General features: G+C 71.2%; 13 protein-coding genes. 8 read left to right on the top strand and 5 right to left on the bottom strand.

Going from position 1 to position 13095, the window contains the following annotated elements; genetic code table 11:
- The first annotated feature begins 204 nt into the window (after positions 1–204).
- Both HS041_RS30315 and HS041_RS30310 read left to right on the top strand, forming a co-directional pair.
- Positions 205–1098, top strand: a complete 894-nt coding sequence (locus HS041_RS30315; RefSeq protein ID WP_196444232.1) for a MurR/RpiR family transcriptional regulator — start codon at positions 205–207, stop codon at positions 1096–1098.
- 168 nt (positions 1099–1266) lie between these two features.
- Complete coding sequence (locus HS041_RS30310) at positions 1267–1938, top strand: enoyl-CoA hydratase-related protein (RefSeq protein ID WP_196444231.1); 672 nt, start codon at positions 1267–1269, stop codon at positions 1936–1938.
- 27 nt (positions 1939–1965) lie between these two features.
- Here the strand turns inward: HS041_RS30310 and HS041_RS30305 are convergent, their stop codons facing one another.
- Positions 1966–2580: a TetR/AcrR family transcriptional regulator gene (locus HS041_RS30305; protein ID WP_196444230.1), complete on the bottom strand. Its 615-nt coding sequence runs from the start codon at positions 2578–2580 to the stop codon at positions 1966–1968.
- 68 nt (positions 2581–2648) lie between these two features.
- Between HS041_RS30305 and HS041_RS30300 the strand changes: the two genes are divergently transcribed.
- On the top strand, positions 2649–3293 hold the full coding sequence (locus tag HS041_RS30300) for a class I SAM-dependent methyltransferase (protein WP_196444229.1): 645 nt from the start codon (positions 2649–2651) through the stop codon (positions 3291–3293).
- A gap of 239 nt (positions 3294–3532) precedes the next feature.
- Complete coding sequence (locus HS041_RS30295) at positions 3533–4309, top strand: GNAT family N-acetyltransferase (RefSeq protein ID WP_307845515.1); 777 nt, start codon at positions 3533–3535, stop codon at positions 4307–4309.
- 180 nt (positions 4310–4489) lie between these two features.
- Here HS041_RS30295 and HS041_RS30290 read toward each other — a convergent pair whose 3' ends face one another.
- Positions 4490–5350, bottom strand: a complete 861-nt coding sequence (locus HS041_RS30290) for an SDR family oxidoreductase (RefSeq protein WP_196444227.1) — start codon at positions 5348–5350, stop codon at positions 4490–4492.
- Between the two features lie 279 nt (positions 5351–5629).
- Here HS041_RS30290 and HS041_RS30285 point away from each other — a divergent pair, with 279 nt between their 5' ends.
- A complete protein-coding gene (locus HS041_RS30285; protein ID WP_196444226.1) occupies positions 5630–8050 on the top strand; it encodes a PAS domain S-box protein in 2421 nt (806 codons plus the stop codon).
- A 188-nt stretch (positions 8051–8238) separates the two neighbouring features.
- Here the strand turns inward: HS041_RS30285 and HS041_RS30280 are convergent, their stop codons facing one another.
- The gene (locus HS041_RS30280) at positions 8239–8997 is read right to left on the bottom strand and encodes an SDR family NAD(P)-dependent oxidoreductase (protein WP_307845514.1); all 759 of its coding nucleotides are present in this window, start codon (positions 8995–8997) and stop codon (positions 8239–8241) included.
- 176 nt (positions 8998–9173) lie between these two features.
- On the opposite strand from HS041_RS30280, the gene HS041_RS30275 reads away from it, so the two are divergent.
- Positions 9174–9728, top strand: a complete 555-nt coding sequence (locus tag HS041_RS30275; RefSeq protein WP_196444224.1) for a TetR/AcrR family transcriptional regulator — start codon at positions 9174–9176, stop codon at positions 9726–9728.
- Between the two features lie 87 nt (positions 9729–9815).
- On the opposite strand, the gene HS041_RS30270 is transcribed toward HS041_RS30275, so the two are convergent.
- Together HS041_RS30270 and HS041_RS40240 are read right to left on the bottom strand one after the other, a co-directional pair.
- On the bottom strand, positions 9816–10001 hold the full coding sequence (locus tag HS041_RS30270; protein ID WP_196444223.1) for a hypothetical protein: 186 nt from the start codon (positions 9999–10001) through the stop codon (positions 9816–9818).
- 279 nt (positions 10002–10280) lie between these two features.
- A complete protein-coding gene (locus HS041_RS40240) occupies positions 10281–11255 on the bottom strand; it encodes a nitroreductase/quinone reductase family protein (protein WP_196444222.1) in 975 nt (324 codons plus the stop codon).
- Between the two features lie 78 nt (positions 11256–11333).
- On the opposite strand from HS041_RS40240, the gene HS041_RS30260 reads away from it, so the two are divergent.
- Both HS041_RS30260 and HS041_RS30255 read left to right on the top strand, forming a co-directional pair.
- Positions 11334–11570, top strand: coding sequence for an NADPH-dependent FMN reductase family protein (locus tag HS041_RS30260; RefSeq protein ID WP_196444221.1), 237 nt, complete (start codon positions 11334–11336; stop codon positions 11568–11570).
- 25 nt (positions 11571–11595) lie between these two features.
- Positions 11596–13023: an MFS transporter gene (locus HS041_RS30255; RefSeq protein WP_196444220.1), complete on the top strand. Its 1428-nt coding sequence runs from the start codon at positions 11596–11598 to the stop codon at positions 13021–13023.
- Positions 13024–13095 lie beyond the last annotated feature (72 nt).

The following is a 13095-nucleotide window of genomic DNA, read 5'->3' as shown; positions in this document are numbered from 1 at the left end:
GATGTCCGCACGACGGGCATCCGGGCTGCTGCCGGGCGCCTGCGCTCATGGGGTGCCGGGTGCGGCGGCGAAGGGACCGGCCACCGGCCCATGGACCGGTCCGGCCGGGACGCCATGGTCGACACCGGTGGGCGGATGATCTGGGATATGAGACATGCAACCCTCCTGGAATGAAATTCCCTGAATTAAGATATCATCTGGAATATGATTCCTGAAGCTTCGAGTGGATCGGTCGGCGACCCTCACCCGGTCGGCGGGGTGGCCGCGGTGGTCGCGGCGGCCGCCCCCGGACTGAGGCCCAGCGATGCCCGCGTCATGCACCTCGTGATCGAAGACCCCGGCTTCGTGCGGGACGCCACGGTGGGGGCCGTCGCCGAACGTGCGGGCGTCAGCCCCTCCACGGTGGTCCGGGCGTGCCACGCCGCAGGTTTCGGCGGCTTCCAGGGGCTGAAGCTGGCGCTGGTGCGGGAGTCGGCCCGATCGGCTGACAGCGTGCCGCACACGCTCAGTGCCGGCACCGGACTCGAGGAGGCGTGCGCGACGGTGCTCGCCAGCCACGCCGACAGCATCCGCTCGGTCCGCGCCACCCTCGATCCCGCCCATCTGGGCCAGGCCGTCCGGCTGCTGGCGGCGGCCCCGCACATCCTGGTGGTCGGTGTGGGAACCTCCGCGGCCCCCGCCACCGACGCCGCGTACCGGTTCGCCACGATCGGCTGCCACGCCGAGGCGCCGGCCGACGGCCGGACGAGGCAGTTGCGGGCGAGCCTGCTCGGCGAAGACGACGCGGTCCTGGCGATCAGCCACACCGGGCGCAGTGCTGAGACGCTGGCGGCTGTCGACGCCGCCCGGACCAGGGGGGCGAAGATCGTGGCCATCACCAGTTTCTCGTCGTCGCCGCTGGCCGTCCGGGCCGACGCGCTGCTGGTGGCCGGCGGCCCGGACCTGGGTTTCCAGATGGCCGCCTCCAGCAGCCGGCTTGCTCACCTGGCCGTCGTCGACGTCCTGCACGCTGTCGTCGGGCTCTCCGATCCGGCTCGGTCGCATGTCGCGATGCGGGTGACCGCCGACATCACGGAGGCCAACAGCATCCGCGCCTGACCGGTCGCCTCCGGAACTCGGCGGGGAACGCCCCGCACCCCGCCGGGATGTCCCGGCACGGGCATGCCGGGACATCCTGCGGAGGTGGAAGGGGCGCCGGGCGGGCCGCTTGCATGCGCCATGCCATCCGCCATAAGTTACCGACAGGTAGCTTATGAAGGAGTCGCCATGCCCACGCTCGACCGCCAGGACAACGTCTTCATCCTCGACCTCGGCGACGGCGAGAACCGTTTCCACCCCGACTGGATCGCCTCGGTCAACGTCGCACTGGACGAGGTGGAGAAGGCGGACGGGCCCCGTGCGCTGGTGACGGCTGCGACCGGGAAGTTCTTCTCCAACGGTCTGGACCTGGACTGGCTGTTCGCCCACGCCGACCGGCACCAGGACTACGTCGTCAGCGTCCACGAGCTCCTGGCGCGGGTGCTGTCCCTGCCGCTGGTCACGGTGGCGGCCCTGCAGGGGCACACCTTCGCGGCCGGTGCGATGTTCTCCCTGGCCCACGACTTCCGCGTGATGCGCGCCGATCGCGGCTACTGGTGCCTGCCCGAAGCCGACATCAACATCCCTTTCACGCCGGGGATGTCCGCACTGATCCAGGCCCGGCTTGCGCCGCAGACCGCGCATGAGTCCATGACCACCGCCCGGCGCTACGGCGGCCAGGACGCCCTCGCCGCCGCCATCGTCGACCACGCCGTGGAGGAGGACGCGGTGCGCCGGACCGCGGTGGAGATCGCCCGGGCCCAGGTGGCCAAGGCCGGTCCCACCCTCGGCACGATCAAGGCCCGTATGTACGCGCCCGCCCTGGACGCCCTGCGGGACAAGGACAACCCGCTGGGCTGAAGCCGGCGGTGCGCCGCGTCAGGGGCGTTAACGGGGCTGGGCGGCGGTGATGACGCCGTGCACCGCATGGCCGATGCGCTCGGCGGCGGTCTCGCGGTCGGGCCGGCCGGCGTCCAGCCAGGCGATGACCGCTTCGACGGTCACGGCGGGGATCAGCCGGGCGGCCCAGTCGGCCCAGGGGCCCTCCGGGACGAAGGGGGCGAGGTTCCTGCGGGTGATCTCGGCCGAGGCCGCGGTCAGGGGGCCGGTCAGGGGGCGGGTCAGGTCGCGGAACTCCGGCTCGCGGGCGGCGTAGCGGAACAGCAGCCGGAAGGCGTCGGGGTCGGCGGCGGCCGCGCACAGCAGCGCCGGGATGGGCGCATCGGTGAAGTCGCCGGCGCCGGCGGTCTCGGCCAGACGGGTGCGGGCCCGGTCGAGCACGGCGCGGTACAGGTCGGCCTTGGACTCGAAGTGCCGGTACAGGATGACGCGGGTGACGGCGGCCTCGGCGGCGATGTCGTCCAGGCTGGTGGCGGTGAATCCGGCGCGGGCGAACGCGCGGGTGGCGGAGGCGAGGATCTGCTCGCGTCGCTCGGCCCGGCGCAGTCGGCGCACCGGTGCCGCGCCGGGAGTCTTCGTGTCGGCAGGGTCGCCGGCGGTCACGATCTGGGCCCCTCCCTGTTGTGTACTCGACAGTATACAAATACTGTGGTTCGGACAGGAGGGAGGCCATGACCGGCACGACGGTGAACCATCCGATCTTCGCCCGCTGCTACGCCCGCATCAGCCGCGTGATGGAAGATCGCGGCCTGGCCGCGCACCGCCGCTCCTTGCTGGCGGACCTGTCCGGGAAGGTGATCGAGATCGGCGCCGGCAACGGGCTGAACTTCGCCCACTACCCGCCCGCCGTCACGCGGGTGCTGGCCGTCGAGCCGGAGCCGCGGCTGCGCCGCCTGGCCCACGCCGCCGCGGCGAGCGCTCCGGTTCCGATCGAGGTGGTCGATGGCCTGGCCGAGCACCTGCCGGCCGCCGACGCCGCTTTCGACGCCGCGGTGGTGACGCTGGTGTTGTGCTCGCTGCCGGATGTGCCCGCGGCTCTGACCGAGATGCGCCGGGTGCTGGCCCCGCAGGGGCAGTTGCGGTTCCTGGAGCACGTGCGCGCCGACACCGCCGGCCTGGCGCGAGTGCAGGACCTGCTGGACGCCACGCTCTGGCCGCACCTGTCGGGTGGCTGTCACACCGGCCGCGACAGCCTCGCGGAGATCCGGCGCGCCGGGTTCGCCGTCACCGACCTGGAGCGCTTCCTGCTGCCGGAGGTGCGCACGCCGGTGTCGTTCTTCGTCCGGGGCGCGGCCCGGCCCGCCACCGGACACTGAGCCGGTTCACCGCGAGGTCTCGGCCGGGAGGGCTCGGCCATCTCGAACGCCGCCTCCCGTTCGGCCTCGCCCATCGCCTCCAGTTCCTGGGCGACCTCGGGAGTCTCGACGAACATCAGCACGTACTTCATTCGGCCGCATTCTCTCCGCCGTACGGCAGAGGGCGTGTCCCACGAGCGGTTCCCGATGCGCCAAGATCTACAGGTGTCGGATGGATGTCGGGTTCTGGAGGGGTGTGCGTGTCGGCGTCGTCTGCCGTGGGCGGCTCGGGAACGGTGAGGAGCCTGCAGGAGAGGGCGGCCCGGGCTCTCCCGGCCGAGCATGTCAAGGACGCCGGAGGGTGGTGGCTGCGCCACGCCCCCAGCTGTTCCTGGTGGGTGGGAACGGTGTTGCCGCACGGTGGCGCCCGGCCGGGCGAACTGATGGACAGGGTCGTCGAGGCGGAGGAGTTCTACGCCGCTCGCGGTACGGCCGCGCGGTTCCAGATCAGTCCGGGAGCGTGCTCGCAAGGGCTCGACACGGTGTTGGCCGAGCGCGGCTACCACCGCCGGAGCCCGATGTCGTTGCAGGTGGCGTCGACCGCCCGCGTTCTGCGGCAGGTGCCCGCGGGCTCGCTGCGGGTCCGCTTGGACGAGCGCCCGACACATGCGTGGTTCGAGGTCTGGCACGCCGTGCACGGCCATGGCGGCGACTCCCGCTCCGAGTGGGACATGCTCGGCCGGGTGGGGCGGCCATGCGCCTACGCCTGCGCGGTGATCGATGACGAGGTCCTCGCGGTGGGCCGCGCGGTCGCCGACACCGGCTGGGCGGGACTGTTCGGCATGGCCACGCTTCCCGAGGCGCGCGGGAAGGGCGCCGCCCGCGGAGTGATCGCCGCGCTGGCCGGCTGGGCCGGCGCGCGTGGAGCCGGCCGCATGTATCTCCAGGTGGAGCGCGGCAACATCCCGGCTCTCCGGCTGTACGAGCGGACGGGTTTCCGTGAAATATGCGGTTACCACTACCGCACCGAAGGATGAGCCTCAGGCCCGGCTCCTCCGGGTGCGGTCGCGGTCGCTCGTCGGCGCGGGCGATGTGCGCGATCGGCTCGTAGCGGACGGCGGGTTCGTCGTCTCCGGTCACATCCTGAAACGCGCCCCGGGCCCGGCGACGGTGTCCCCGACCGCGCCGTTTCGCGGGGATCGCCATCTCGCCGCCGGTCAGCGGAAGTCCGCGACGTGGTCGCGGGCCCACGTGGCGTAGTCGCGCGGGGCGCGTCCGGTGACCTGTTGCACGTCCGGCCAGATGCGCATCAGCGCCGACCAGTCCTGGTCGGCGTAGCCGCCTCCCTCGGGGTCGCCGCCGCCGTATTCGACGAAGCCGAGCATCAGATCGGCCGACTCGGCGGCGAAGCCGCCCTGCGCCTTCATCAGCTCGCGCGCGCGTTCGCGGGTGACCTCCTCGTAGCGGACCTCCTCGCCGAGCGCCGCGCCGATGGCCCGGACCTGTTCGCGGACGGTGATCAGCTCTGGGCCGGTCAGCGTGTAGGCCTTGCCGTGGTGGCCGTCCTGCAGCAGCGCGGCCACCGCGACGGCGGCGATGTCGGCCTCGTGGATCAGGTTCATCGGTTCGTCGGCGAACGGGTAGCGCACCACGCGCTCGGTCCGGATGGACGGCGTCCAGATCTGCAGCATGTTCGCCATGAACCCGCACGGCCGTACATGCGTCCACTCGAGCCCGGACTCCTCAACCGCCCGTTCCACCGGGTTGACGTGCAGGCCGGCGGTCACGGACGCCGCCGACAGCACCACGATGCGCCTCACGCCGGTCCGCTCCGCCAGTGCGACGATCTCCCGTGCGGTCTCCTCCACGGAGAACAGGTACATCGCCTCCACACCCTCCATCGCGGGCGCCACGCTCGCCGGTGCGGTGAGATCGCCCTGAACGACCTCCACGTACGGCGGCAGCGCGGCGGCGGCCGGGTTCCTGGTCAGTGCCCGCACGCCGGCGCCCGCCCGGAGGAGCTGATCCACCACATGGCGGCCGACGATCCCCGTCGCCCCCGTCACCAGGATCTTCATCTTCGTCCCTTCCCTGCATCGGCTGAGAACGACGCTAGAACACATCCCGGTCAGTTCCTGGCCGGGAGTCGCGAGAATCCGAGCTCGTGGCGGACGCGGACGGACCCCGTCGTCCCTGACGCACGCCCGCCGCTTCGGGCGCGGTGTGAGCTCTCGGCAAACCCTCTCGGCAAACCGGCGGGCCTACCCCTTACGCAACCCGTCGGCGTGCGGCGCATATCGTAGCCATTAGGCTACGCAGGGCGATGGTGCGACGGGGAGCCGCGGGGAGGCGCGATCATGGGATCAGTCGAGCGGCTGGGCGACGCCCCGGAACTGCAGGCGATCCTGGAAAACGCCCACGACGCGTTCATCTCTCTGGACGACGTAGGCAGAGTGCGGGCATGGAACGCCGCGACCGAGCAGTTGTTCGGCTGGAGCGCGGAGGAAGCCCTCGGCCGCAGCGTGATCGATCTGATCGCTCCGGCCGCGTTGCGCGACCGGTATGACCGGGGCCTGCGCGTCCTGTACGAGCACGGTCCCAGCGTGCTGCCGGGTCACCGCCTGGAGCTGACCGTGACCGACCGGGCCGGCCGGGAGTTCCCCATCGAGATGGCCCTGCAAACCGGCACCGACGCGCGCGGCGCGCTGGTCGTGCACGCGTTCGTCCACGACATCAGCGCCCGGCACGCGGCCCAGCGGGAGCTGGAGGCCGAGCGCATCTTCCTGCAGGCGCTGCTGGACAGCCTGGACGTGGGCGTGGTGGCCTGTGACCACCAGGGCCGGGCGACCGTGGTCAACCAGATGGTGCGCCAGCTGTACCGTGTGATGCCCGATCCGCGAATAGACCAGGAGAGCTGGCCGCAGGCCTACCACCTGTTCACCCCGGACGGGCACACCCTGCTGCGCCCCGAGCAGGTGCCGCTGGCGCGGGCGCTGGCCGGGGAGTGCGTCGACGGTCAGCACCTGATGATCTGCCCGCCCGAGGGCGCGGCGCACCGCTGCCTGGTCAACGCACGGCCCATCACCACTGCCGACGGGCAGCGCCTGGGCGCGGTGCTGGCCGTGCGCGACATCACGAGCCAGCACCGCGCCCAGGTGCTGCGCGACGCCCAGCACGCGGTGGCGCGGGCCCTGGCCGAGGCCTCCGGCAGCGAGCAGGCCGTCACCGGCGCGGTGGCCGCCGTCACCCAGGCGCTGGGATGGACCTACGGCGAATACTGGCAGGTCGCCCATGAGCAGCAGGTGATGACCCGCACGAGCTCGTGGCACCTGCCCGACCGGGACCTGGAGCCCTTCGTCGGCGAGCAGAGCGCCGTCGTCCGGCGGGGACAGGGACTACCGGGCATGGTCTGGGACAGGGGCCAGGCGGAATGGATATGCGATCTGCAGGCCGACGCACGATCCTTCCGCCTCAAGCAGGCCGCTCTGCAGGCGGGGCTGCGCGCGGCCATCGCCCTGCCGGTGCGCAGCGACCGGCAGGTCCTGGGCGTGCTGATCTTCTGCGCCGACACCGTCCAGCAGGCCGATGACGAGCTGATCGACCTGCTGGACGGCATCTGTGCGCACATCGGCCGCTACCTGGAACGGCGCCGTGCCGAGGAGCTCGCCTTGGACCTGGCCGAAAGCCGCCGCCACTTCGACCAGGTCATCTCCCAGCTCGACGACAACGTGTGGACGACGGAGATCACCCCCGACGGGCAGCTTCGCTCGATGTTCGAAGGCTCCAACGTCGCTGCGGTGCTCGGCGTCGAACCGCCCGAAGGCGTCAATGTGGGCATGCTGCTCACCGAACGGGTCCACCCCGAGGACCGGGCGGTCTGGGACGGCTTCCGGGCCGAGCTCATCGCCGGAAGGCCGGCGCAGGGCGAATGCCGTGTCATCGGCCTGGACGGCGTCACCCGCTGGATCTGGATGCGGGGCACTCCCCGCAGGGAAGGCGGGCGGGCGTTCGTCGACGGCATCTCCACCGACGTCACCGAACGCCATCGGCTGGCCGAAGAACGCGACCGCATGAAAGACGAGCTGGTGGCCCTGGTCAGCCACGAGCTGCGCAACCCCATCGGCGCCATCCGCGGCTATGTCGAGATGCTGCTGGACACGCCCGGCCTGACCGGGGTCCAGCGCATGTTCGCCGACGTCATCGACCGCACCAGCGCCCACCTGCTGCACCTGTCCGACAATCTGCTCGACCTGGCCCGCCTGGACGCGGGACACATCACCGTCGACGCCCGACCGGTGTCGCTGACCCGGCTGGTGCGCCAGGCCGTCGCCGACCACCGCGCCGCCGCCGAGGCCAAACACCTGAGCATCGGCATCGAGACTCACCTGCACCCGCCGGTGCACGCCGACCCGCTGCGTCTGCGCCAGGTCCTGGACAACCTGCTGTCGAACGCGATCAAGTACACCCCCGACGGCGGCACCGTCACCCTCACCACAGGTTCCAGCGGCGAGGACGCGGATACAGGCGAGCACGCGGCGGTCATCGCCGTCGCCGACACCGGCATCGGCATCCCCTCCGAACAGTACGGCCAGCTGTTCTCCCGCTTCTTCCGCGCTTCCAGCGCCCAGGAAGCCGGGATCAAGGGCACCGGCCTGGGCCTGGCCATCACCAAGGCCATCGTCGAGGCTCACGGCGGCACGATCACCGCAGGCCCGCGCGAAGGCGGCGGAACCCTGGTCACCGTCCGCCTGCCCGCGGCCGCGGCGGTCCCCTCCTGAAAGGCCACCGGACCGGCGGGTCCCGTCATCTCCGGAAGAGCGGTTCGCCCCGGCCTGCGGCCTGCGGGCCGATTAATGTACGGCACATGCATCGAAGTCGCGTCTACGCCGTTCTGATTGATACGCCCGAAGTCGATGCTCCCCACGCCGACGACGGCCAGACGGGAGTCTGCTGGTTGCGGGCGGTGTCAGGCGGCTGACCAGCCGCCGTCCACGGGGACGATGGCGCCGTTGACGAACGAGGCGGCCTCGGAGGCGAGGAAGACGGCGACGTCGGCCATCTGCTCGGGCTCGGCCATGCGCTCCCCCAGCGCGATCACCGGGCCGAGGCGGGTGATGCCGGCCGGGTCGAAGGAGCCGGCGGATTCGGCGATCCCGGTCAGGGTGGGGCCGGGCAGGATGGCGTTGCAGCGGATGCCGTCCTTGGCGTACGCCCAGGCGACGCTGCGGGTCAGGCCGACGACGCCGTGTTTGGAGGCGGTGTAGGCGGCGCCGGCCGCGCCGCCGCGGATGCCGGCCTCGGAAGCGGTGTTGACGATCGCCCCGCGGCCCTGGGTGAGCATGTACGGCAGGACCGCGTGGGTGACCAGGAAGGTGCCGGTCAGGTTGACGCGCAGGACCCGCTCCCACAGCTCGATCGGGATATCGGCGGGCAACGCCATGCTGTCCAGGATCCCGGCGTTGTTGCACAGCACGTCGATGCGGCCGTACGCGCTGATCGCGGTCTCGACCAGTGTGGCCACCGAGGCCTCGTCGGAGATGTCGGCGGCCACGGCGATGGCGGCCCCGCCGATGTCGGCGGCGGTGCGCTCGGCGCTGTCGGCGTCGATGTCGCACGCCACCACGTGGGCGCCGGCCTTGGCGAACGCGACGGCCATCGCCCGGCCGATCCCGGAGCCCGCTCCGGTGATCAGTGCGACGTACTCGTCGGAGGTGGAGTCGGTCACGTGTGCGTCCCTCTCGATCGGAACGGAGGCCGGACGGGCGAGCGGCATCGACGAACCCGATAACCGGACAGTTACGTCCGGTTATCGGCGCAGCCTCCACCCGGAAGGGGGTCGGGGGACGGGAAGAGCTCGTCGCCACAACCGGACGATATCGTCCGGTTGCTACCGTAGCTGCTATGCCTGTCGTACGTCGAGTCAACAGAGGACCCAGCGCAGCCGCGGAGAACCGGGCGGCGTTGATAGCGGCGGCCCGCGAAGTCTTCGCCAGCGACGGGTACGAGGCGCCGCTCACCTCGATCACCCGGGTGGCCCGGGTCGGCCAGGGCAGTCTCTACCGGCATTTCCCCGACCGCATCAGCCTCGCGCTGGCCGTGTTCGAGGACGGCGTCAGGGAGCTGGAAGCGCTGGCCGCCAGGCCCGGCACCACCCTCGACGACATGCTGGCGTTGATGACCGAGCAGACGATCGCCTCGACCGCGTTCATCGGCATGGTGAGCGTGTCACCGGCCGACGCCCGCGTTCTGCGCGTCAGGGACCGTGTGGCGGGGTTGCTGGAGGGCCTGCTCGCCGAGGCTCAGCAAGCCGGCCGCGTCCGCGCGGACGTCACCACCGATGATCTGATGCTGGCCATGGGCATGATCGCCGGAATCCTCGCCAAGGAGCCGGCCGCCGCCCGGCACGAGACCGCCGAACTGGCGTGGAAGCTGATTCGCACCGGCATCGACACCTGATCCGTCCTGCCTCCGTCGCGGCGGCAGGACGGCGCACCGAGTCGGCGAACCGTTCTCCGTACGAGTGCCGGACCGCCGCCGGGTCCGTCAGGTATCCGTCATCATGACGATGACGAGACCGACGAGATGGATCAGCACGATGAACACCAGCACGCCGATGAACAGCCATTTGGCGGGACCGTGCTCGAAGTGCTTGTCCTCCTTCAGGGGAGGGCGTTGTGCCTGGCGGTCGGCGATCCGCTCCTCCAGGCTCTTCCTTTTCTGACGCGTCATGATCGACTCCTCGGCGACGGCGGGCTGTCGCCCGGCCGGGGCCGGGCCTGCTTCCCCTGCCCCCCGAGCAGGGGAAGCAGGCCCGAAATGCGGTCAGCGTTCGACAGGTACACCGGCCGGGGGAGTCGCGCTCGGCCCACGCGCCGCGATGGATCTCGGGGTGGGCCGGTCGAGCGGCGGCTCCCGGAGGCCACCACCGAACCGACGCGCTCCGGATCGGCTTCAGCGCCCAAGGGCATCAGCCGCCCGCTACTGCACGCGGATCAACGGCCCGCAACGCTAGCCCTCGATGCCGTCACCGGCCGGTGTGCCCCCACTGACCGGTTCGAGCACGAAGACCGGGATCTGGCGGTCGGTCTTGCGCTGGTAGTCGGCGTAGTCGGGGTACGCGTCCACCGCCCGGCGCCACCAGAGGGCCTTCTCGTCCCCGGACACCTCGCGCGCCCGGTACGCCCGGGTCACCACGCCGTCCTGAAGTTCGATGACCGGCTCGGCGAGCAGGCTGGCGTACCACTGCGGGTTGGTCGGCGCACCGCCCTTGGACGCGACAGCCGCGTAGAGCCCTTCGTGCTCGACGCGCATCAGCGGTGTCTTGCGGACCTTGCCGGTCCTGGCGCCCCGATAGGTCATCAGCACGGTGGGCAGGCCATTGATCGTGACGCCGTCGGTCGTGCCGGTGCGCACGATCTGCTCGACGTGCTCGCGGACCCACGCCGACGCGCTCGGTTCGTAATCGCCGACCGACGCCATGCCCTGAGCAGTGTGCCCGGCCCGTCGCGATTCCGCGGCCAGACCCTGCCGGCGGCCGTGGGGGTGGTCGGGGCGCCTGGTATCCACGTTGCCGGTCAGGGCCGTGAGGACGCCGGGCAGTTCTGCCACGGTCCGGGCGGGCAGGCCGGCCACGGTCTCCTCGGCCAGAGCGCACCATAGCTGCTTGACCTGGTCGGTGAGTGCCCTGCCGCTATCGGTGAGTTCGACGATGCTGGCGCGCTTGTCGGAGGGGGCGGGCCTGCGGCGGATATGGCCGGAGGCTTCGAGCTTGCGGGTCATGAGGGTGACGCTGGGCGGCTCGCAGCCGAGCGCCTCGCTGAGCTGTGCCTGGATCATCGGACCGGTCCGGGCGAGTTCGAGCAGGAGCACCTCCTGGCCGGGATGCAGGCCGAGCGGGGCCAGCAGTGCGGCGGCCCTGGCCCGGTGGCGCAGACTCAGCAGGCGGATGGCCTGGTTGAGGGCGTCGGCGTGCTCGAAGTCCATCGGCTCTCCTTGACAATTTAGTTATGCGCATAATATTTATTCGCATAACTAATCTTACATGGGATCGAGGAGCCGGACATGACCGTGAAGGTCGCAGTCATCTACTACAGCGCGACAGGCACTGTGCACGCGCCCGCGCAGGCCTCGCTCGAGGACCTGGCGTGGGCCGACGCGTTCGCGTTCGGGACGCCGACCCGGTGGCGGCTGGCCCAGGTCGCGATCCGGCTGCTGGGGGGCGGCCGCGTCGCCGATGCCGCCGCGGGCGACGGGAACGCTCGCGCAACCACGGCCGGAACAACCTCCCGGACCGCGTGAGCGGCGGGTCGGCAAGGAGGAAGTCATGACAAGCACCAGTACCGCAACTCAGCGGGTCAGGTCGCATGCCGGTCCTGCCTGGTTGGTCCTGTCCCTGGCGTGTGCCTGCCAGTTCATGGTGATCCTGGACGCGTCCATCGTCAACGTCGCCCTGCCCTCGATCCACCGGGACCTCGGCTTTACGCCCACCGGCCTGCCCTGGGTGGTGAACGGCTACCTGCTGACCTTCGCCGGCTTCATGCTGCTGGGGGGCCGGGCCGCTGACCTGTTCGGCCACCGCCGGATGCTGGCCGCCGGGCTGTTGCTGTTCTCCGCATCGAGTCTGGTCGGCGGCCTGGCAACCGCTCCGGAGATCCTGGTGGCGGCCCGCCTCGCCCAGGGCATGGGAGCGGCCATGCTGGCCCCGGCGACGCTGGCCGTGATCAACACCAGCTTCACCGAGGAGCGCGCGCGTGCCCGGGCGTTCGGCGCATGGTCCGCCTCCGGCGGTGTGGGCGGGATGGCCGGCGCGGTCGCGGGCGGTGCCATCACAACCGGCCTGTCGTGGCGGTGGGTCTTCCTGATCAACGTGCCGATCGGCGCGGTGCTGATCGTAGTGGCCATGATGTCGCTGGCCGGCACGCGAACCGGCCGGCGGGAGTCGCTCGACCTCACCGGCGCGGTCACGGGGACGGCGGGGCTGGCCGCGCTGATCTACGGGGTCATGCAGAGCGCCGACCACGGCTGGACGTCCGTGCTGGTCGTCGGGCCGGCCGGGGCGGGTCTGCTCCTGCTCGTCGCCTTCATCGTGGTGGAGGCGCGTTTCGCCACCCGGCCGATGATGCCCCTGCGGCTGTTCAGAATCCGGAGAGTGGCCGTCGGCAACGGCATGCTGCTGCTGTTCGGAGGGATCGCCGTCGCGATGTGGTACTTCACGTCGCTGTTCCTGCAGAACGTACTCGGCTACAGTGCGCTTCGAGCCGGGCTCGGGCAGACACCCGCGGCGGTGACGTTCGTGGTGGTCGCGCGATCGGCCGCCGTCCTGCTGCCGCGAACCGGTGTGCGCCCTCTGGTGCTGGCCGGCTGCGGCTGTTTCCTGGCCGGTTTCGGCTGGCTCGCCCAAGCCCACGCCGACAGCGGCTACGTCATCAGCGTGCTCGGGCCCACACTGCTCGTCGCGGTCGGCATCGGGCTGACCTTCCCCACCCTCATGGCCGTGGCGACCGCCGACGTTCCCGGGAGCGACGCGGGGATCATCGGCGGCCTGGCCAACACCGCCAGTCAGATAGGCGGGTCGGTAGGCCTGGCGGTGCTCGCGACGGCCGCCGGCGCCAGAGCCGCGGTGGAGTCCGGCAGGAGCTCCCCGGCCGCCGCCCTCGCCGCCAGCTACGACCTGGTCTTCCTCATGGCGGCCGGGCTCGGCCTGGCCATCGCGGTGGTGAGCCTGCTGCTGCCACGGCACCGGCGCGGCTGACCGCGCCGGCGAGGTCTGACTTCTTCCTGCTCCGTGTGCGGATCCCTGATTTGTGTCGGTGACGGTCAGTAA

The organism is Planomonospora sp. ID67723 (assembly GCF_015711605.1).
GTDB lineage: Bacteria > Actinomycetota > Actinomycetes > Streptosporangiales > Streptosporangiaceae > Planomonospora_A.
Note: the sequence above shows the minus strand (reverse complement) of the source record. Positions and strands in the feature narration are given on the sequence as shown.

Excerpts from the sequence above, each read along its gene's own strand:
- HS041_RS30310 (WP_196444231.1), top strand. The coding sequence starts at position 1,267 with ATGCCCACGCTCGACCGCCAGGACAACGTCTTCATCCTCGACCTCGGC.
- HS041_RS40240 (WP_196444222.1), bottom strand. The coding sequence starts at position 11,255 with ATGGACTTCGAGCACGCCGACGCCCTCAACCAGGCCATCCGCCTGCTG.
- HS041_RS30315 (WP_196444232.1), top strand. The coding sequence starts at position 205 with ATGATTCCTGAAGCTTCGAGTGGATCGGTCGGCGACCCTCACCCGGTC.
- HS041_RS30285 (WP_196444226.1), top strand. The coding sequence starts at position 5,630 with ATGGGATCAGTCGAGCGGCTGGGCGACGCCCCGGAACTGCAGGCGATC.
- HS041_RS30290 (WP_196444227.1), bottom strand. The coding sequence starts at position 5,350 with ATGAAGATCCTGGTGACGGGGGCGACGGGGATCGTCGGCCGCCATGTG.
- HS041_RS30270 (WP_196444223.1), bottom strand. The coding sequence starts at position 10,001 with ATGACGCGTCAGAAAAGGAAGAGCCTGGAGGAGCGGATCGCCGACCGC.
- HS041_RS30255 (WP_196444220.1), top strand. The coding sequence starts at position 11,596 with ATGACAAGCACCAGTACCGCAACTCAGCGGGTCAGGTCGCATGCCGGT.
- HS041_RS30275 (WP_196444224.1), top strand. The coding sequence starts at position 9,174 with ATGCCTGTCGTACGTCGAGTCAACAGAGGACCCAGCGCAGCCGCGGAG.
- HS041_RS30300 (WP_196444229.1), top strand. The coding sequence starts at position 2,649 with ATGACCGGCACGACGGTGAACCATCCGATCTTCGCCCGCTGCTACGCC.
- HS041_RS30260 (WP_196444221.1), top strand. The coding sequence starts at position 11,334 with ATGACCGTGAAGGTCGCAGTCATCTACTACAGCGCGACAGGCACTGTG.